Origin of the sequence: Billgrantia tianxiuensis (assembly GCF_009834345.1) — a bacterium.
Classification (GTDB): domain Bacteria; phylum Pseudomonadota; class Gammaproteobacteria; order Pseudomonadales; family Halomonadaceae; genus Halomonas; species Halomonas tianxiuensis.
Window position 1 is genome coordinate 4,294,944 of sequence record NZ_CP035042.1, and the last position, 18,178, is coordinate 4,313,121.

The 18,178-nt window shown below is 65.5% G+C and carries 16 protein-coding genes and 1 pseudogene; 11 read left to right on the forward strand and 6 right to left on the reverse strand.

Annotated features, from left to right (window positions below):
- Window position 1: 1 nt before the first annotated feature.
- Together EKK97_RS20025 and aceK are read right to left on the reverse strand one after the other, a co-directional pair.
- Complete coding sequence (locus EKK97_RS20025; protein ID WP_159554635.1) at window positions 2-781, reverse strand: SIR2 family NAD-dependent protein deacylase; 780 nt, start codon at window positions 779-781, stop codon at window positions 2-4.
- Window positions 782-813: 32 nt separating this feature from the next.
- The gene (gene aceK / locus EKK97_RS20030) at window positions 814-2,559 is read right to left on the reverse strand and encodes a bifunctional isocitrate dehydrogenase kinase/phosphatase (protein ID WP_159554637.1); all 1,746 of its coding nucleotides are present in this window, start codon (window positions 2,557-2,559) and stop codon (window positions 814-816) included.
- Window positions 2,560-2,739: 180 nt separating this feature from the next.
- On the opposite strand from aceK, the gene EKK97_RS20035 reads away from it, so the two are divergent.
- From EKK97_RS20035 to EKK97_RS20075, 9 genes are all read left to right on the forward strand, one after another.
- Window positions 2,740-3,903: a glycosyltransferase family 4 protein gene (locus tag EKK97_RS20035; protein ID WP_159554639.1), complete on the forward strand. Its 1,164-nt coding sequence runs from the start codon at window positions 2,740-2,742 to the stop codon at window positions 3,901-3,903.
- Window positions 3,875-4,417 (forward strand): phosphatase PAP2 family protein, encoded by a 543-nt coding sequence (locus EKK97_RS20040; RefSeq protein WP_159554641.1) that lies wholly within the window; start codon window positions 3,875-3,877, stop codon window positions 4,415-4,417. The genes EKK97_RS20035 and EKK97_RS20040 overlap by 29 nt, the downstream gene beginning before the upstream one ends.
- 117 nt (window positions 4,418-4,534) lie before the next feature.
- The gene (gene phnD / locus EKK97_RS20045; protein ID WP_159554643.1) at window positions 4,535-5,500 is read left to right on the forward strand and encodes a phosphate/phosphite/phosphonate ABC transporter substrate-binding protein; all 966 of its coding nucleotides are present in this window, start codon (window positions 4,535-4,537) and stop codon (window positions 5,498-5,500) included.
- Between the two features lie 101 nt (window positions 5,501-5,601).
- Window positions 5,602-6,441 carry a phosphonate ABC transporter ATP-binding protein gene (gene phnC, locus EKK97_RS20050; protein ID WP_159554645.1) on the forward strand — a complete coding sequence of 280 codons (840 nt, stop codon included), beginning with the start codon at window positions 5,602-5,604 and terminating at the stop codon, window positions 6,439-6,441.
- Window positions 6,438-7,247, forward strand: coding sequence for a phosphonate ABC transporter, permease protein PhnE (phnE, locus tag EKK97_RS20055; RefSeq protein ID WP_159554647.1), 810 nt, complete (start codon window positions 6,438-6,440; stop codon window positions 7,245-7,247). Before phnC ends, phnE (EKK97_RS20055) begins: the two co-directional genes overlap by 4 nt.
- Before the next feature lie 58 nt (window positions 7,248-7,305).
- The gene (phnE, locus tag EKK97_RS20060; RefSeq protein ID WP_159554649.1) at window positions 7,306-8,121 is read left to right on the forward strand and encodes a phosphonate ABC transporter, permease protein PhnE; all 816 of its coding nucleotides are present in this window, start codon (window positions 7,306-7,308) and stop codon (window positions 8,119-8,121) included.
- 96 nt (window positions 8,122-8,217) lie between these two features.
- A complete protein-coding gene (locus EKK97_RS20065) occupies window positions 8,218-9,312 on the forward strand; it encodes an ABC transporter ATP-binding protein (RefSeq protein WP_159554651.1) in 1,095 nt (364 codons plus the stop codon).
- Window positions 9,313-9,355: 43 nt separating this feature from the next.
- Window positions 9,356-10,327, forward strand: coding sequence for an ABC transporter substrate-binding protein (locus EKK97_RS20070; protein WP_159554653.1), 972 nt, complete (start codon window positions 9,356-9,358; stop codon window positions 10,325-10,327).
- Complete coding sequence (locus EKK97_RS20075) at window positions 10,327-12,036, forward strand: ABC transporter permease (protein ID WP_159554655.1); 1,710 nt, start codon at window positions 10,327-10,329, stop codon at window positions 12,034-12,036. Before EKK97_RS20070 ends, EKK97_RS20075 begins: the two co-directional genes overlap by 1 nt.
- Window positions 12,037-12,084: 48 nt before the next feature.
- On the opposite strand, the gene EKK97_RS20080 is transcribed toward EKK97_RS20075, so the two are convergent.
- The 3 genes from EKK97_RS20080 to EKK97_RS20090 all read right to left on the reverse strand — a co-directional run bounded on the left by EKK97_RS20080 (window position 12,085) and on the right by EKK97_RS20090 (window position 14,103).
- Window positions 12,085-12,774, reverse strand: coding sequence for an MFS transporter (locus EKK97_RS20080; RefSeq protein WP_159554657.1), 690 nt, complete (start codon window positions 12,772-12,774; stop codon window positions 12,085-12,087).
- Between the two features lie 2 nt (window positions 12,775-12,776).
- On the reverse strand, window positions 12,777-13,325 hold the full coding sequence (locus tag EKK97_RS20085) for an MFS transporter (protein WP_159554659.1): 549 nt from the start codon (window positions 13,323-13,325) through the stop codon (window positions 12,777-12,779).
- 112 nt (window positions 13,326-13,437) lie between these two features.
- A complete protein-coding gene (locus EKK97_RS20090) occupies window positions 13,438-14,103 on the reverse strand; it encodes an SDR family oxidoreductase (protein ID WP_159554661.1) in 666 nt (221 codons plus the stop codon).
- A 181-nt stretch (window positions 14,104-14,284) separates the two neighbouring features.
- On the opposite strand from EKK97_RS20090, the gene EKK97_RS20095 reads away from it, so the two are divergent.
- On the forward strand, window positions 14,285-15,697 hold the full coding sequence (locus EKK97_RS20095) for a hypothetical protein (protein WP_159554663.1): 1,413 nt from the start codon (window positions 14,285-14,287) through the stop codon (window positions 15,695-15,697).
- Window positions 15,698-16,075: 378 nt separating this feature from the next.
- On the opposite strand, the pseudogene EKK97_RS20100 reads toward EKK97_RS20095, so the two are convergent.
- A pseudogene (locus EKK97_RS20100) lies at window positions 16,076-17,308 on the reverse strand (GGDEF domain-containing protein); the annotation flags it as partial.
- A 364-nt stretch (window positions 17,309-17,672) separates the two neighbouring features.
- Between EKK97_RS20100 and EKK97_RS20105 the strand changes: the two are divergent.
- Complete coding sequence (locus EKK97_RS20105; RefSeq protein WP_234286712.1) at window positions 17,673-18,158, forward strand: GNAT family N-acetyltransferase; 486 nt, start codon at window positions 17,673-17,675, stop codon at window positions 18,156-18,158.
- The last annotated feature ends 20 nt before the right edge of the window (window positions 18,159-18,178 follow it).

The window sequence follows — 18,178 nt, forward strand, 5'->3', positions numbered from 1 at the left end:
ATCACGTATCCAGGGGCGGCGGGAGCGGCATTCTAGCATCCTGACGCTCATCCCAGCAGGGTTTCCGGCACCCACAGCCTCCCTCGCGCTGCCAATGGCGCACCAGTGCCGGCACGCCCTTGCCGGCGGGCTGGCTGATGCGGGTCACGCCGGGCGGTGCCAGTGTCTCGGCCTCAGGGTCGACCAGCACGCTGGGCGCATCCAGCGGCGTGTGTTCGAGCAGCGAGGCCGCGGGCATCACGGCCAGCGATGTGCCCACTACCAACAGCAGATCGGCCTCGGCGACGAGCGCACAAGCTTCGCCGAAGTAAGGCACGCTCTCGCCGAACCACACCACGTCGGGGCGCAGTTGGCTGCCCTTGTCGCAGATGTCGCCCAGCTCGATCCCACCGCGCGGCAGCGGATACTGCATGCGGGCATCCACCGTGGAGCGCGCCTTCAGGATTTCGCCGTGCAGGTGCAGCACGCTACGCGAGCCGGCGCGCTCGTGCAGGTCGTCGATGTTCTGGGTAATGATGCTGACCCGAAAGCCCTGCCGCTCGAGATCCGCCAGGGCCTTGTGCGCGGCGTTGGGGCGTGCCCGACGCACCTGCTCACGGCGCAGGTTGTAGAAGTTCAATACACGAGCGGGATCGCGGCGCCAGGCCTCGGGCGTGGCGACCTCCTCGATGGGGTGCTCGGCCCATAGGCCATTGCCGGCACGAAAGGTCTGGATGCCGCTCTCGGCACTGATGCCCGAGCCGCTGAAGACCACCAGATGAGGCCGCCTGTCGTCAGCCATGAGCCTCCTCATGTCGTTGAAATGCGCTCGGCCTAATAGACCAGGCCGTTCCCCTCGCTGGCGCTGAAGCGCTGCTTGTTGCGATAGGGGTAGACGTCGATCACTCGCCCATCGCGGATTGCCTGCTGCACGCTCTTCCAGTAGTCGGCGTCGAACAGCTCGGGGTGGAGCTGATAGAAGAGCTTGCGCAGCTTGAGGTCGGCGAACAGAAAGGGTCCGAACTCCTCGGGGAAAATATCATTCGGCCCCACCGAGTACCAAGGCTCGCCGGACAGCTCCTGCTCCGGGTACATCGGCTCGGGGATGTGGCGGAAGTTGCATTCGGTGAGGTAGCACACCTCATCGTAGTCGTAGAAGATCACCCGGCCATGGCGGGTGACGCCGAAGTTCTTCAGCAGCATGTCGCCGGGAAAGATGTTGGCCGCCGCCATCTGCTTGATGGCGTTGCCGTAGTCCTTGAGCACCGCCTGGGTCTCTTCCTCACCGCACCGCTCCAGATAGAGGTTGAGCGGCGTCATCATGCGCTCGGTGTAGCAGTGCTTGATGATCACCTTGTCGCCCCTGAGCTGCACGGTGGAGGGCGCCACCTCGAGCAGGTGCTCGAGGCACTCCGGGGCAAAGTGGTCCTTGCGTGCGATGAAGTTGGAGAATTCCTGGGTATCGGCCATGCGTCCGACCCGGTCGTGGCGCTTCACCAGCCGGTACTTCTCGCGCACCGTGTCGTGGGTCATCTCCTTGGAGGGGTCGAAGCGGTCCTTGATGATCTTGAACACGGTGCGAAACGAGGGCAGCACGAACACCGCCATGACCATGCCGCGCACCCCCGGGGCGATGATGAACTGGTCCTCGCGCTTGGCCACCTGGCGATTGAGGGCGCGGAAGAACTCGGTCTTGCCGTGCTTGAAGAAGCCGATCGCCGAATAGAGTTCGCCCTCCGGCTTGTCGGGCATGAGCTGCTGCAGGTAGTCGACGAACTCACCCGGCACCTGGACTTCGACCTGAAAGTAGGCGCGGGTAAAGGAGAAGATGATCGATACCTCGTCCGACTCGATCAGCACGGTATCCAGGTGCAGCCCCTCGCCCTGCTCGTGCAGGATCGGCAGCACCAGCGGCACCTGGGCGCCGTCGCCGTGAATCCGCCCCACCAGGTAGGCGCCCTTGTTGCGATAGAACACGCTCTTGAGCAGCTCGACCTCGGCATCCGGCGCATCGAGGATCGTTCGGGGCAGGTGATCGCGCAGAAATTCACCGCCCAGGCGCACGTCCCTCTCCAGATCCTCGAAGGGGGTCTCGAACGGCGCCTCGGCCAGTGCCCAACGAATCGCCTCGTTCCAGTCGCCCCTGACGCGCAGGCGACGACACGGCTCCAGCCCCGAGTGGTGAGCCGCCGCATCCCGCGAGCTGTAGACGAACATCCAGTCGTTGCGGATGTGGCGGTGGTGAAAGATCGAGCAGAACAGCGAATTGAAGTAGGTCTCGGCGAGTTCGTAGTCAAGCCGTTCGCTGATCAACTCGGCGTAGTGATTGCGGGCCTCGCGCCAGCACTCGCAGTGGGTCAGGTCGTCCTCGTCCAGGGCCCGCTTCAGCCGTCCCAGGGTCTCGCCGACCTTCTCCTCGTAGAGGTTGATGCGTTCGGCCGAGGCCTGCTGAGCCTCGCGCCAGGCGGCGTCGCGAAAACGCCGGCTGGCATCGGCGGTGATCTCCTTGAAGCGGGTACGGTACTCGTCGAAGCCGTGCAGGATGGTGGCGGCGAGGCGATAGGCAGGCGAATGCTTCATGGCAGACTCCGGGCAGCGTAGGCCACCAGCTTCACCAATTCTCGCCGGCCGCGCGAGGCGACCATGGTGGGGCATGCTGTAGTGCGGCGACACCCGTCATCCTTTCATCATTGTTCTGTCGTCGGGCCGTCATTCACGACTGCCACTCTCGCCTACAAGCACTCAGGCAGCGAGAATGTCATGCGCATCTGTCTTGTCAGCGAGACCTGGTCACCCGAGATCAATGGCGTCGCCCACACCCTTGCACAGCTGAGCCGCGAAATGCTGGCGCGAGGCGTATCGTTGCAACTCATTCGCCCCCACCCTGCGGCTGCCGATGCCCCTAGGCGTACGCCGGGAATGCAGAGCGAACTGCGGGTAATGGGCATGGCGATGCCCGGCTATCGTGCCGTGCGCATTGGCCTGCCCGCCGCGCGGCGCATCCAGCGGCTGTGGCAGAAGCAGCGTCCCGACGTGGTCTACCTGGCCACCCAGGGCCCGCTGGGCTGGTCGGCCAGGCGCGTGGCTCGGCGCATGGGCATTCCACTCGTCGCTGGCTGGCACACCAACTTCGACCACTATTGCGGCGACTATGGCGTACCCTGGCTGGCCCCGGCCCTGTTGCGGGCGCTGCGTCATTTCCACAACGGTTGCCAGGCCACCCTGGTACCTACCCGCCAGCAGGCCGGCGAGCTTGTTCGCCAAGGCTTCGAGCGGCTCGAAGTGATGGGACGCGGCATCGAGCATGAGCGCTTCTCGCCCGCGCTGCGCTGTTCCGAGCTGCGCCGTAGCTGGGGTGTGGACGAACACCGCCCGGTGGCGCTGCATGTCGGCCGGCTGGCAGCGGAGAAGAACCTCACCCTGCTGCGCGAGACCCTGCACGCCATGCGCAGCGCACGCCCCGACATGGCACAGGTGATCGTCGGCGACGGCCCGGCACGCCGCTCGCTGGAGAAGGCGCTGCCCGACGTTCACTTCACCGGCTTCATCTCGCCGGAGGCATTGGCCCGGCATTACGCCAGCGCCGATCTGTTCCTGTTCCCCTCGCTCTCCGAGACCTGGGGCAATGTAGTGCCCGAAGCCATGGCCAGCGGCCTGGCCGTGGTGGCTTATCGCCATGCCGCCGCCGCCGAACTCATCGACAGTGGAATCGACGGCGTGACCGTACCCGCCGGCGATGCCGAGGCATTCCGTACCGCCGCCGTCGAGCTGTGCCAGCAGCCCGCCCGCTATGCCCAGATAGGCCGCGCCGCACGCCTGCGCACCCAGGCCTGCCGCTGGCCGGCCATCGCCGACACGTTCCTTGCCGTACTCGAACAAGCCCGGGAGGTGAATCATGCGTCCACGCGCGCTTGCGGTATTTGACCGCCTCGACCTGCTGGAGTGGCGCCTGTGCCAGCGCTTCGCCAGCCTCAGTCTCTACGCCCCGTGGCTCGCCACCCTGCGCCTGGCCAGTCGCCTGGGCGACTGGCCGGTGTGGGTGCTGCTGATCGCGGCCCAGCCGCTACTCCAGCCCGAGGCCGGCTTCGCCTACCTGCTGCAGTACGCCACGACGGGGATCGTTGCCATCCTCGTCTACCGGGTGATCAAGACCCGGCTGTGCCGCGAGCGCCCCTTCATCACCTTCGTCAATCTCATTCAGTGCGGCGAGCCGGCCCGCGACCGCTATAGCTTCCCCAGCGGACACACCATGCACGCGGTGATGTTCTGCGTGCTGATCGCCGCCCACGCGCCCTGGCTGCTGCCGCTGCTGGTACCGCTGGCCGCACTCATTGCGCTCTCACGGGTCGGCCTGGGGCTGCACTACATCAGCGACGTCGCCGCCGGCGCAGCCATCGGCTACGGCTTCGGCCTGGCCAGTCTCTACCTGGCGGGCTGAAGGCACCGTCATGGCCACGTCATGCAACGGTCATGCGATCGACCGCAAGTCGTCATCCCCCAACGGCAGGATGGCAGCCGTAACCGATTGCTACCGTCCGCAACCCAGGTGACCGACATGCAACCCAAGCGTTTCGCCCCTCTTCTGCTTCGTAGCACCATTGCCGGCCTGCTGGCCACCATGGCCCTGCAGGCCAACGCCGAACTCGCCCCCCGTTTCACCGATGCCGACGGCAACCTGGTGGCCGACACACCCACCGACGAATCCCAGTGGGTCGATCCCGACACCTTGGTTTTCGCCTACACCCCGGTGGAGGATCCGGCAGTCTACGCCGAGGTCTGGGCCGGCTTCCTCGAGCACATGGAGCAACTCACCGGCAAGCGCGTGCAGTTCTTCCCGGTACAGTCCAATGCCGCCCAGCTCGAGGCGATGCGCGCCGGGCGCCTGCACGTTGCCGGCTTCAACACCGGCTCCAACCCCATGGCAGTGAACTGCTCGGGCTTCGTGCCCTTCGCCATGATGGCCGCCGAGGATGGCAGCTTCGGTTATGAGATGGAGATCATCACCTACCCAGGCAGTGGCATCGAGACCATGGAAGACCTGGCCGGGCGCAGCATGGCGTTCACCTCGCCCACTTCCAACTCGGGCTTCAAGGCGCCCTCGGCTCTGCTGACCAGCGAATTCAGCCTGGTGCCCGACGAGGATTTCACCACCGACTTCTCCGGCTCCCACGACAACTCGATCCTCGGCGTGGTCAATCGCGACTACGAGTCGGCGGCCATCGCCAACTCGGTGGCGCATCGCATGATCTCCCGGGGCGTGGTCAACGAGGGCGATTACCAGGTTCTCTATACCTCGCAGACCTTCCCCACCACCGGCTACGGGCATGTCTACAACCTGCATCCCGAGCTGGCCGAGCAGGTCAAGGAAGCCTTCTTCACCTTCGACTGGGAAGGCAGCGCCCTGCAGGCAGAGTTCGCCAATTCCGGCGAGGCCCAGTTCATTCCCATCACTTACCAGGAGCACTGGGAGGTGATTCGCACCATCGATGAGGCCAACGGCGTCACCTACGACTGCAACTGATCGTGCGAAGCAGGCCGTGCTTGGCACGCCCTGATCGACCAAGCGCGATCAGCCGGGGCATTGCCCCGGCTGACGCCATACAGGAATGAAGGGAGCCGCCCATGCTCACCCTTTACAGTGTCTGCAAGCGTTACCCCACCGGTGACCACGCGCTGAGCGACATCGACCTGACCCTGCCCCGCGGGCAGGTGCTCGCCCTGATCGGCCCCTCGGGCGCCGGCAAGAGCACCCTGATCCGCTGCGTCAATCGCCTGGTGGAACCCACCTCGGGCAGCATTACCCTCGACGGCGTGGAGCTGACGCGCCTATCCGGCCGGCGCCTGCGCGAGGCGAGACGCGCCATGGCGATGATCTTTCAGGAATACGCCCTGGTCGATCGCCTCACGGTGATGGAGAACGTGCTCTCCGGACGCCTGGGCTATGTCGGCTTCTGGCGCAGCTTCCTGCGCCGTTATCCCCGGGAGGCCGTAGCCGAGGCGTTTCACCTGCTCGAACGCGTCGGACTGCCCCATGCCCTCGACAAGCGGGCCGACGCCCTCTCGGGCGGTCAGCGCCAGCGGGTGGGTATTGCTCGCGCGCTGCTGCAGCGCCCCGAGCTGCTGCTGGTGGACGAGCCCACCGCGAGCCTCGACCCCAAGACGTCGCGCCAGATCATGCGCCTGATCCGCGAGCTGTGCGCCGAACACGAACTGGCCGCCATCATCAACATCCACGACGTGGCGCTGGCCCGCCAGTTCGCCGACCGCATCGTCGGCCTGCGCGCCGGTCGTATCGTCTTCGACGGCACTCCCGGTGAGCTCGACGCCGACATCCTGACCACCATCTATGGTGAGGAGGAGTGGGACACCCAAGGCGAAGCCACGCCGAACCAGGTGCCTGCTTCACCGGTTCGTCCTCTGCATCAGCCGCTGACCGCCGTAACTGCCGGGGGCATGCAATGAGCCGGGAGCAGCTGGCCCGGGTGGGCCATTGGCGTCGACAGCCGTCTATCGCCGATGCCCGGCTGCGCTGGCTGCTGATCGGTGGCGCCGTGGTCTACCTGGTACTGGCGCTGGCCAGCGTCCAGGTCAACTGGGCCAGGGTTGCCGAGGGCCTGGGGCGAGGGCTCAACTTTCTTGCCGCCTTCGCCCAACCCGACTTCGTCAGCCGTCGCGGCGACATCATCGCTGGCCTGCTCGAGAGCCTGACCATGACACTGACCTCCACCGTGATTGGTGTGGCTCTGGCCATCCCGGTGGGTCTGGGAGCAGCGCGCAACATCGCCCCGTTGCCGATTTACCTGATCTGCCGCGGCATCATCACCGTCTCGCGGACCTTCCAAGAGGTGATCATCGCCATCCTGTTCGTGGTGATGTTCGGCTTCGGCCCGCTGGCCGGCATGATCACCCTGGCCTTCGCCACCATCGGCTTCATGGCCAAGCTGCTGGCAGAGGACATCGAGGATCTCGACTGGCGACAGGTCGAGGCGATTCGCGCCACCGGGGCCAACTGGTGGCAGGTGATGAACCATGCCGTGCAGCCCCAGGTGATGCCACGCCTGATCGGACTCTCCATGTATCGCCTGGACATCAACTTCCGCGAATCGGCGGTGATCGGCATCGTCGGTGCCGGCGGCATCGGCGCCACCCTGAACACCTCCATCGGTCGCTACGAGTACGACACCTCGGCCGCGATCCTGCTGATCATCATCGCCATCGTGCTGCTGTGCGAGTACGGCTCCAGTCATGTCCGCCGCTGGACACAGTGATGCCATGGCTGCGCGCATGAATCGCTCATTGCGTGCGCGTGAAAGGAAGGAGTGCCTCATGCCCGTTTCGACCACTCCGCAGGGCACGCCGATCTGGCGCCTGCGCACCACCCGCGCCCAGTGGCTCGGCTATCTCGCCTGGCTCGGTGGCATCTCGTTGTTCCTGCTGTGCTGGAAGGTGATCTCGGACAACACCATGTGGGTGTTCGTCGAGGATGCCGGCCGCCAGGGCAGCGATCTCATCAGCCGCATGCTGCCGCCGCAATGGAGCTACGCCGAGCGGCTGTGGAAGCCGATGTGGGATACCCTCAACATCGCCACGCTCGGCACCCTGCTGGGCATCGCCATGGCCTTTCCGGTGGCCTTCCTCGCTGCGCGCAATACCTCGCCTCATCCGCTGGTGCGCAGCGCCGCGCTAGTGGTGATCGTCTCCTCTCGCTCCATCAATTCGCTGATCTGGGCAATGCTGCTGGTCACCATTCTCGGCCCTGGGGTGCTGGCCGGCATTATCGCCATCGCCCTGCGCTCGATTGGTTTCGTCGGCAAGCTGCTCTACGAGGCCATCGAGGAGATCCATCCAACCCCGGTGGAAGCGATCAGCGCCACCGGCGCCAGCCGCATGCAGGTACTGAACTACGGCGTGCTGCCCCAGGTACTGCCCGCCTTCGCCGGGATAAGCGTCTACCGCTGGGACATCAACATCCGCGAATCCACGGTGCTGGGCCTGGTGGGCGCCGGCGGCATCGGCCTGCAGCTCAACGCGGCGATCAACAGCCTGGCCTGGAACCAGGTCAGCGTGATCTTCCTGATGATCTTCGCCACGGTGCTGGCCTCGGAGTGGATCTCGGCTCGAGTGCGTCATGCCATCATCTGACAAAAGCTTCGCTGCGCCTTGTCCGTCACGAGGGCGTCATTTTGCTGTCATCCGACGTGATTACGTTGGCCGTTTACCATTGACGAGGTGTGCTAAGTGACCATCGAAGCACTCAGGATCGAAGGGCTGCGCAAGCACTTCGGCAATACCTTGGCGCTGGATGGTATCGACCTCAGCCTACCGCGCGGTGAGGTGCTGGCGCTGTTGGGCCCCTCCGGCTGCGGTAAGACCACACTGCTGCGTGCCATTGCCGGGCTCCATGACATCGATGCGGGCCAGATTCTCCTGGAAGGCGAATGCGTGGCTGCAGCGGGCCGCCAGCTCAGCCCCGAAGCCCGGCGCCTGGGCATGGTGTTCCAGGATTACGCCCTGTGGCCACACATGAGCGTGGCCCAGAATGTCGCCTTCCCGCTGGAGATGCAGGGAGTCCGGGGCAGCGCCCGCCGCCCTCAGGTGGAGTGGGCGCTCTCCCTGGTGGGCCTGGGCGAATACGCCGACCGCGCACCTGGCACGCTCTCCGGCGGCCAGCAGCAGCGCGTGGCCCTGGCCCGCGCCATCGTCGGCAAGCCGCGCCTACTGCTGATGGACGAGCCACTCTCCAATCTCGACAAGGGGCTGCGTGAAAGCCTGGTCCTGGAGATTCGCGCTCTGATCGAGGAGCTGTGTCTCACTGCCGTCTTCGTCACCCATGACCAGCATGAGGCCTTCGCCCTGGCCGATCGCGTCGCGGTGCTGCAACAGGGCCGGCTACGCCAGATCGACACCCCCGAAGCGCTGTTCCGGGCACCGGCCACGCCCGCCATTGCCGAGTTCGTCGATTCCGGTGCGCTGCTTTCCGTACGCTGCGACACAACGGGGCTCTACCTCGGCGATCAGCGGCTGCCGCTCGTTCCCCGCCACCATCGGGGCGAGGCCACGCTGCTGCTGCCGCGCCGCGCGATGCATCTGGCGCCAGCGGGAGAAGGAGAGCTGCAGGCCCTTATCGAGGGCCGGCTGTTCCAGGGCGACCACTTCAGCCTGCGTCTTGCGCTTCCCGGCGGCCAGCATCTCAAGCTGTACTGCACCGAGGCGCCAGCCCGCAATAGCCGGGTCGGCATCGCTCTCGATCTCGCCGCCCTGCGTGCCTGGGACGACCGGCAGCACCCCCTCGAGCTACAGCCGCTGGCAGCGAAAGCCACCAGCACCGCCTGACACCCTCATTCCGCCACTCTGTGACTCGACTCAAGGAGCCAACATGAACGCTTCTCCGCTCAAGTCCTTCGCCGCCGGTGCTGCCCTGCTGGCACTGCCGGGGCTCGCAGCCGCCGAATCGCTCACCGTCTATTCCGCCGGTCCCGATGCCTTGATCCAAGGTCTCGCCACCGATTTCACCGCCGAGACCGGCATTCGCGTCGATGTCTTCCAGGGCACCACCGGTCAGGTGATGGCCCGGCTGGAGTCGGAGCAGGCCAATCCGTTGGCGGACGTGGTGATCTCCGCCTCCTGGGAGAGTGCCGAGTCGCTGCACGAGCAGGGATTGCTGCATGCGTATCGCTCACCCAATGCCGAAACGGTGCCGGACTTCCTCGCGAGCGATCATTACATCGCCCAGGGTATCTCCGCCCTGGCCCTGGTCTGGAACCGTGACAGTGACGTTCCCCAACCCGCCGACTGGAGCGACCTGACCGACGAGGCCTACCGCGACCAGGTGACCATGCCCGACCCGGCCCAGTCCGGCGCCGCCTTCGAGCTGGTTACCGGCCTGCTCACCGCCATGGGCGAGGAGCAGACCTGGGCCTTGCTCGAGGGGCTGCGCGACAACGGCATGATCGTTCCTGGCCCCAACGCCCGCGCCCTCAACCCGGTGCTGCAAGGCGCCAAGTCGGTGGTGTTCGGCGCGGTGGACTATATCTCCCTGGGCCAGCAGGCCGATGGCGAGGCCATCGAGGTGATCTTCCCGTCAAGCGGTACCGTCATTGCCCCGCGTCCGATGATGATTCTCGCCTCTACCCAGCACCCGGAAGCCGCCGAGCGCTTCATCGACTTCGTACTGTCCGAGCAGGGCCAGGAGCGGGTGGCCGCCAGCTATCTGATGCCGGCGCGTAGCGATATCGAAGCCAACCGGCCGCTGCTCGATGAGCTGACCCTGATCGAGGTCGATGCCGAGGAGATGGGAGCACGCCGTGAAGCGATCCTGGCACGCTTCCGCGAGGTCATCGGCAACTGATGGCGACACCCGCTTCGTCTTCGCTCCGAGGCCGGCTGCCCCAGCTCAACGGGGCGGGCATCATCCTGCCGTTCACCGCGGTGGCCCTGCTGTTGCTGGTGGGGCTGCCGCTGCTCTACGTGATCCTGCAAGCGGTCTTCCCGGGCTGGAGCCGAGGCCAACTCGGCGGCGCTTTCACGCTGTTCGCACCGACGCTCTCCGACCCGGCGCTGCTGCGCCTGCTCGGTAACACCCTACGCCTAGGCGTGGCAGTGGTAGTGGTCTGCGCACTGCTGGCAATCCCGCTGGGTGCGCTGCGTGCTCTGGCCCGGGTTCCCGGTGGCGCAGCCTGGGATCTGATCTTTCTGGTCCCTTTCATGATCCCGCCTTACATCGCCGCGCTTTCCTGGATGCTGACGTTGCAACCTCGCGGCTATGCGGAGCAGCTCCTCGGGCTCAATGCCAGCGGTTTCCTGTTCTCCTTCTCGGGTATCGTCCTGGTGATGACGCTCAATGTCTTTCCGGTGGTCTACTTTGCCGTCTCGCGCACCATGCTGAGCGTCGGCGGGCGCTACGCCGCCGCCGCGCGGGTCAATGGCGCCGGATCCTGGCGTACCCTGTGGCGCATCACCCTGCCGCTCTCCACGCCGGGCATCGCCGCCAGCCTGCTGCTGGTCTTCGCGCTGACCATCGAGGAGTTCGGCACTCCCGCCACCCTTGGCGCCCAGGCCGGCTTCCCGGTGCTGGTCACCGGCATTCATCAACGCTTCTCGGACTGGCCCATCGACATTCCCGGCGCGGCGGTGCTCTCACTGCTGCTGGTGCTGCTGGCCATGGTCGCCTTCTACCTTCAGCACTGGCTGGTCACCCGCCGCTCATATGTCAGCCAGACCGGCAAGCCCGCCCAAGCCGAGCGCGCCGAGCTGGGCCCCTGGAAGTGGCCTGCGCTGTTCTTCTTCTCCCTGGTGGCATTGGCCGCCGTGGCGGTACCGATTCTCGCCGTGCTGGCCACCGCCTTCACCGCCACCCTCTCCGGCGGGCTGAGCTGGGAGAATCTTTCGCTGCGTCACTTCGAAGCGCTGCTGTCCAACCGCGGCGGCGCCGTGCAGGCGCTTTCCACCAGCCTGGGGCTCGCCATCGGCGCGGCCCTGCTGACCGGCGTACTTGGCGCGCTGACCGGCTACCTGGTGGTGCGTACACGCATTCGCGGCAAGGGCGTGCTCGACTTACTCTCTCTGCTACCCAACACCATGCCCGGTATCGTGGTGGCAGTGGGGCTGATATTGGCCTGGAATCAGAGCTGGTGGCCGATCCAAGTCTACAATACCGGTGCCATGCTACTGCTCGCCTACGCCTGCCTGCTGCTGCCCTACCCGGTACGCTACGCCTCGGCGGCCTTCCGCCAGATGAGCGAAAGCCTGGAAGCCGCCGCCCGGGTGTGCGGTGCCGGCTTCTTCACCACTTTCCACCGCATACTGCTTCCGGCCCTGGCACCGAGCCTGATCGTCGCCATGCTGCTGGTGTTCGCCATTGCCTCCCGGGAACTGGTCGCTTCACTCATGGTCGCTCCAGCAGGGATGCGCACCGTTTCGACCTTCGTGTTCGGCCAGTTCGAGCAGGGCTCCCCCGGCGTCGGCATGGCCATGAGCGCAGTGGCGATCTTCACCACCACGGCCCTGTTGGTGGCACTCACCGCGTTCAGTCGAGGACGTTTGCCCATCGCCGATTGAGCTCCGTTGCCAGCCTCGGGGTGGATCTCTGCTCGGGTGCATCATGCATCATCTGAGGGTCGCGGGGGCTTCGGCGGCTTGGCCTGCCCCGCGGTATCGCTGCAGGCTGAGTATCGCGAGCCCGCCGGTGGCGGCAGGCAGCAAGAAACCTACGGCGTAGCTTCCGGTGACCCAGACGATCAGGCTGAACAGTGCGGGCCCCACCAGCACCCCCATGTAAGTGAGCACCAGTACGGCGGCGGTGGCTTCGCCCACTTCGCCGGGCTGGCAGCGCCTGGCCACTTCGGCCAGATAGACGCCGTTCCAGCCGACCGAGGTGGCGCCCGCCAGCACCAGCAGCATCACGACCGTCCAGGTGGGCAGCAACGCACCGAGGAGCGCCAGAACCAGGAACACGAGCGTGATGGTAAAAGCCAAGCCGAGCAGTACCGGCAGGCTGCGGCCCAGGTAGTCGGCCAGCACCCCCCAGCCGATGCGCCCCGTGACCCCGGCGACATGCACCACCGAGACGACGACCCCGGCGGTAACCAGGGCAAGCAGTCTCTCCTCGACCATGAAGGCCACCGCAAAGCTGAGCAGCGAGAGCTGGGCCGCCGAGAGGCAGAAACCGGCGGCCCCCAGCCAGCGCATCGGGGGCTGGCTGCGCAGCACGGCCAGGCTGCCGCTGCCGCGCATGGGTGCGGTGGGCTGGCGCGCCTGGTCCCAGAGAGCGCGACGAACCTGCAACAGCAGCAACATGCTCAGGCAAGCCACCCCACCGCCAGGAAAGCTGTATGCCAGCTCCAGTACGCCGTGAGGGTCGGCGCCAGCAGACCAGCCAGCACCCCGCCCAAGGGTACACCGGTCTGCTTGATGGAGAACACCAGGTTGCGCCGCCCGGCGGGCGTATAGCGGGTCAGCAGCTCCGCCGCCGCTGGGCTGGTCAGGCCATAGGCCAGGCCCAGCATCACGGTGGTGCCAAGCAGTGCCCAGGGCGTGCCGAGCAAGGCCAGCATGCAGCCGGCCAACACCAGGGCCATGGCCAGCTGGCTGGCCCGGCAACCGCCCAGACGCCGCGCCACTACTGCCGACTGCAGCGAGGCGAGCATCGCCACACCGTAGAGCAGGCTGACCTGCAGCCCGACCCAGCCGGTAGGCACGCCGAAGGCCGCCGCCACCTGGGGAGCGAGAGTCGGTACCAGCAGCATGGCCCCACTGCACAGCACCTGCACCCAGGTGGTCGCCGCCAGGACCCACCAGCCTTCCGCTCGGGATGTCGATGTCGAAGGCGTCGGGGGCGAGGCAGTCATGGCAGACTCCGGTCACGATGACGAAACCGTTAGCCTACACACAAATTTTCCGGAATCGCCAACGCCATTGGCGAAGGCAGCCTTCGCCGTGTCTGACGGCAGCGGGAAAGCGCTACCAGGGCAATGGCTCACCGTTGCTGTGCCAGAAACCGCCGCTGTTCTCCAGCGTCAGCGCCGCGATGCGTGCGGCGATACCGGCAGCGGCCTCTTCGGGCGGGATCAGCCCGCCGAAGTTGACCATGCGGGTCTGCACGTAGCCCGGGTGGAGCTGGGCGACAGCGATTCCCCTGGGCTTGAGGTCGATGGCCAGCGACTTGCCGAAGGCGTTCAGGGCCGCCTTCGAGGCCCGGTAACCGTAGCGCCCGCCGGAGTCGTTGTCGGCAATGGAGCCCATACGACTGGTGACGTTGGCGATCTTGCTACCTGCGCTAAGGTTGTCCAGCAGTGCCTCGGTCACTCGCAGCGGTCCGTAGGCATTGACTTCCATCTGCTCACGGATGGTGTCGAAGTCGAGCGAGCCCAGCGACTCGTCGTGCAGCAGGCCGGCATTGTTGATCAGCAGGTCCAGGCGTTGACCGCGAACGGCCTCGGCGAGACGCGCAACGTCCTCGGCCCGGGTCACGTCGACACCATCGATCACCTGTTCGGCGATCTCGCTGAGTTCGGGCGACACGCTGCGGCATACGCCGATCACCCGCCAGCCCTCGGTGTGGTAATGCCGGGCCAGCGCCAGGCCGATGCCGCGGTTGGCCCCTGTGATCAGGACTCTGGAAGTCATGGCGTTCCCTCCTTGGTGGATGACTGAGCTTCCCAGTGTGGTGCTCGAAAGAAAGAGTGCAAGCGCTGATTCAGCACATATCGCTTAATGCGCAAACGCCATATAATGGTTACCCAATGTAAACCACCTGCCCGGCAGGCCTCATGCATTTCGATGCCCGCCATTGAAAAAGGACGTTTTCATGGCCAAAAGCGCCTCAACCGTCACTCTTGCCGCCCTGGGCGGTGTCGCCGTCGGCCTGGTCGTGGGCTGGCAGTTGCCCAACGCCACGACGCCCCCGGTCGTTGACGATGCCGTCGCCGAAGGTAACGAGCTGCCCACTCTGCAACTGGGCGAACGCCAGCGTGGCGAAATCACCTCTGCCAGCGAGCTCAACGGCAAGGACGGCAGTCGCTTCGACCGCTTCCTCCTGCCACTGGAGGAGGGAACCCTGATCGAGATCGAGCTCGGCGGACCTCTGCAGGGAACGCTGGCGCTCTACGATGCCGAACAGCAGCTGCTCGCCTCGAGCTCCAACGTCGCCTACTACGATGCGCCGGCCGCTGCCTCATTGCGCCGCCGCATCGATGCCGACGGCGACTACCTGCTGGTGGTCAGCGGCCATGACCTGCATAGCTACGGTCCCTTCACGCTCACCAGCCGGGAGATGGAACTCATCACCAGCGATACCCTGGAGATGCCCTCGCGTGCCGACGGCTGGCTGCAGGACGGTAGCGACGACTACACGCTGACGATCGAAGAGAGCGGGCTGTACCAGATCGAAATGCGTTCCAGCGATGTCGATGCCTACCTCGTGCTGGAAGGCCCCAACGGCTATCGCCGCGAGGACGACGACAGCGCCGGCAACCTCGATGCCCGCATCGCCGATTTCCTCGAGCCCGGCGAATACCGCCTCACCGCACGCTCCGCTTACGGGCAGAACAGTGGCCTCTACACGCTGGAACTCGGCCCCCATGAGCTGGCTAGCGGAGAGACGCTGCGCAACAGTGGCGAACTCGCTATCGACGAACCGCTGCATGGCTGGTTCAGCGGCGAGTCGCTGAACTACGAGTTCACCCTCGAGTCGCCGGCGGCAGTCACCATCGAGATGCTCTCTTCCGACTTCGACTCCTATCTCGAACTGAGTGGCAACAACGTCCATTTCAGTGACGATGACGGCGGCGAAGGGCTCAACGCGCGCCTTTACGCCTCGCTGGAGGCCGGCAGCTACCAGCTGACCGCCCGCAGCCACGGTGGACATGGCAGCGGCCTGTTCGAGCTGCGTGCCAGCGCCATCGACATCGACGACCTGCCCAGCAACGGCCAACTGGAGGTCGACAGCCCCGTGCAGGCCCGACTGGAGTCGGGCGCCCGCGACTACTACGAGCTGGTAGTGGAAAGTGCCGGACACTATCGCCTGGATCTGCTCTCGGACGACTTCGACGCCTATCTGGAGCTGGAAGGCCAGGGCCTGTTCCTGAGCGACGACGACGGAGCCGGTGACCTGAACGCCCGTATCAGCACCCGCCTGGAGCCGGGCACCTATCGCGCCATCGCCAGGTCCTACAGCAACAGCGAGAGCGGCAACTATACGTTGCAGCTGTATCGCGAGTGAGGTGACCCTAGCCGGGCTGCCCCGTCCCATGCGGCGGGCAGTCATTTCACCCACAAGTCGTCGACGCTCGACGAACAGGCTATTGCCGGGGCGTCGCTTGGCCTGCTGTTTGAGCTCGGAGAGTTCGGCAGCAATGGCGAGGGGATCGCAACCGCGCCCATCCCGGACCGGGCGAGCGGCAAGCGACAGGCTGACGAAAGGATAGAAAGCGACCTGCCCTTGCCGGTTCTTGATCCGTACGCCACCGGCTCGCCGTTCCTCGGCATCGTAGAACCCTGGCGCCATGCCGCCGAACGCCTCGAGTATCGCGTGACAACGTCGCTCCCAGCTGTCGCCGGCGAGCAGCAGCATGAAATCGTCGCCACCGATATGACCGAGGAAATCATCCCGCCCCATCTCCTGGTCGAGCAACTGCGCCAATGCCACGATGACACGGTCGCCACGCGCGTAGCCGTAGGCATCGTTGTAAGCCTTGAAGTTATCCAGGTCACAATAGACCGCCGTGAAGGCCGCCCCAGCCTCCAGCCATTCCCCAAGCGTCTCGTTGATCAGCAGGTTGCCTGGCAGACCGGTCAGGGGATTGGCATGGCGTGCCTGGCGTACCTGGATCGCGGTGATCTCGCGCAACAGATCGACGATATTGCCCATGCCCTGGTAACACCCTTGGGCATCGACGATCACGAAATCCTCCTGAGGCGCGTCCCGATTGTCGGTGATCTGCTGGCTGAGCACGGTCAACGGCGTCTCGTCGATGGCGATCGGCACACGCGGATCGATCAGCTCCTTCACCTGCCGCTTGGCGAACAGGGCATGACTGTAGGGGTTGGTGAATAGCGTCAGGAACTCGTTGCGCCGAATTACACCCACCGGGCGTCCTTCGTCGACGACAGCCACGCAGCGCAAATTGGGATCGGCACGAAAGCGCTCCGCCAGGTTGAGCACTGGCCAGCGTGGCGTGATGGGATCCAGCGGCCTGAGCACGGCGCGGGCACTGCGCATCTTTTCCTGGCGCAGCGGCGCCCCGCCGGGAAGAAAGCGCTCGATCACTTGCGGCGGGACCAGGCTGGGCCGGGCGAAGTAATAGCCCTGCAACAGCGAGAGGCTGCGGTCGAGCTCCCACAGGCAGCGGTACTCTTCGGCGGTCTCGACGCCTTCGGCGATCAACAGGCAACCCAGGCTGCGCGCCACGTCGAGAATCGAACGCAGGAATTCCTGCTTACCAGGCTCGCGATCGATGCCGGCGATGAAGTGACGATCCAGCTTGACGAAGTCGGGGCGCAGCTCGGCCCAGTGGCGCAGGCTGGAGTGCCCGGCGCCCAGATCATCCAGTGCCACCTGAAAACCCATGTCCCGGTAGTGGGCCACGGCTTGCCGCATCAGGGCGTAATCGTGGATCGGCACGTGTTCGGTCAGCTCGATCACCACCCGGTTGGGTGCCAGCCCATGCTCGCGCAGATAGCCCAGGGTAAGCCCCTCGCGAAAGTCGCGCTCGACGATCGTCGATGGCATGACATTGAGAAACAGTCTTCCTGGCAGGCCAAGCCGAACGAAGGCAGCGATCGCCAGGCGCCGACACATCAGGTCCAGCTCCACCAGCAGGCCCTGCCGCATCGCCGCATCGAACAGCGCCAGCGGCGAATGCAGCCGCGCCCCTCCGGTCCGCGGATCAACGCCTCATAACCGTGCACCCGCTGCCGCCCCACATCGACGATCGGTTGAAAACAGGGCGTTAGCCGCTCGCCCTCGATGATCGCCCTGAGCTCTTGTTCCTCTCGGCAGGACATGCCGTCCCCCCCTGTTCCCCCAAAGATGAGTTACAGTGCGTCATCCTCATGACAATTCCATGACCCGCCAACGCCCCATCGGCTGACAGGCGCGACAGCTGCTATGCTGTGCATGAGTTCGTCATGCTTGGGAGACGGCAATCTCATTTGCCCCTCGACATATGGATGTGAGCGTAAAGCGCAGGCTTCGTTTGCGCCCCGTAACATGGAGCGACAAGTCCCTGCTGGAACACTGGGACAGCCAGCCCCAGGTCATCGCTGCCAACCCCAACGAGAGGTGGAACTGGCAGGCCGAACTGGGTCATCCAACCGACTGGTGCCGCCAGTACATTGCCGAACACGATGGACACCCCATCGGCTTCGTCCAGATCATTGATCCCGCCCGCGAAGAGAGCGGCTTCTGGGGAGAGGCGGTCCCTGGCTTGCGTGCCATCGATATCTGGATCGGCGAGCCCGACCAGTTAGGCAAAGGCTACGGCACCACCATGATGCAACTGGCCTTGGCACACTGCTTCGCCGTCGCGGAAGTCAACGCAGTGCTGGTCGATCCCCTTGCCGACAATCGCCGCGCCCACCGCTTCTACGAGCGACTCGGCTTTCACTTCCTCGAACAGCGCCGCATGGGTGGCGACATCTGCTGGATCTATCGCCTGGAGCGCCACGAGTGGCTGGGATGATGACGCCCACGATAGACCTC

Excerpts from the sequence above, each read along its gene's own strand:
- EKK97_RS20025 (WP_159554635.1), bottom strand. The coding sequence starts at position 781 with ATGGCTGACGACAGGCGGCCTCATCTGGTGGTCTTCAGCGGCTCGGGC.
- aceK (WP_159554637.1), bottom strand. The coding sequence starts at position 2,559 with ATGAAGCATTCGCCTGCCTATCGCCTCGCCGCCACCATCCTGCACGGC.
- EKK97_RS20035 (WP_159554639.1), top strand. The coding sequence starts at position 2,740 with ATGCGCATCTGTCTTGTCAGCGAGACCTGGTCACCCGAGATCAATGGC.
- EKK97_RS20040 (WP_159554641.1), top strand. The coding sequence starts at position 3,875 with ATGCGTCCACGCGCGCTTGCGGTATTTGACCGCCTCGACCTGCTGGAG.
- phnD (WP_159554643.1), top strand. The coding sequence starts at position 4,535 with ATGCAACCCAAGCGTTTCGCCCCTCTTCTGCTTCGTAGCACCATTGCC.
- phnC (WP_159554645.1), top strand. The coding sequence starts at position 5,602 with ATGCTCACCCTTTACAGTGTCTGCAAGCGTTACCCCACCGGTGACCAC.
- phnE (WP_159554647.1), top strand. The coding sequence starts at position 6,438 with ATGAGCCGGGAGCAGCTGGCCCGGGTGGGCCATTGGCGTCGACAGCCG.
- phnE (WP_159554649.1), top strand. The coding sequence starts at position 7,306 with ATGCCCGTTTCGACCACTCCGCAGGGCACGCCGATCTGGCGCCTGCGC.
- EKK97_RS20070 (WP_159554653.1), top strand. The coding sequence starts at position 9,356 with ATGAACGCTTCTCCGCTCAAGTCCTTCGCCGCCGGTGCTGCCCTGCTG.
- EKK97_RS20075 (WP_159554655.1), top strand. The coding sequence starts at position 10,327 with ATGGCGACACCCGCTTCGTCTTCGCTCCGAGGCCGGCTGCCCCAGCTC.
- EKK97_RS20080 (WP_159554657.1), bottom strand. The coding sequence starts at position 12,774 with ATGTTGCTGCTGTTGCAGGTTCGTCGCGCTCTCTGGGACCAGGCGCGC.
- EKK97_RS20085 (WP_159554659.1), bottom strand. The coding sequence starts at position 13,325 with ATGACTGCCTCGCCCCCGACGCCTTCGACATCGACATCCCGAGCGGAA.
- EKK97_RS20090 (WP_159554661.1), bottom strand. The coding sequence starts at position 14,103 with ATGACTTCCAGAGTCCTGATCACAGGGGCCAACCGCGGCATCGGCCTG.
- EKK97_RS20095 (WP_159554663.1), top strand. The coding sequence starts at position 14,285 with ATGGCCAAAAGCGCCTCAACCGTCACTCTTGCCGCCCTGGGCGGTGTC.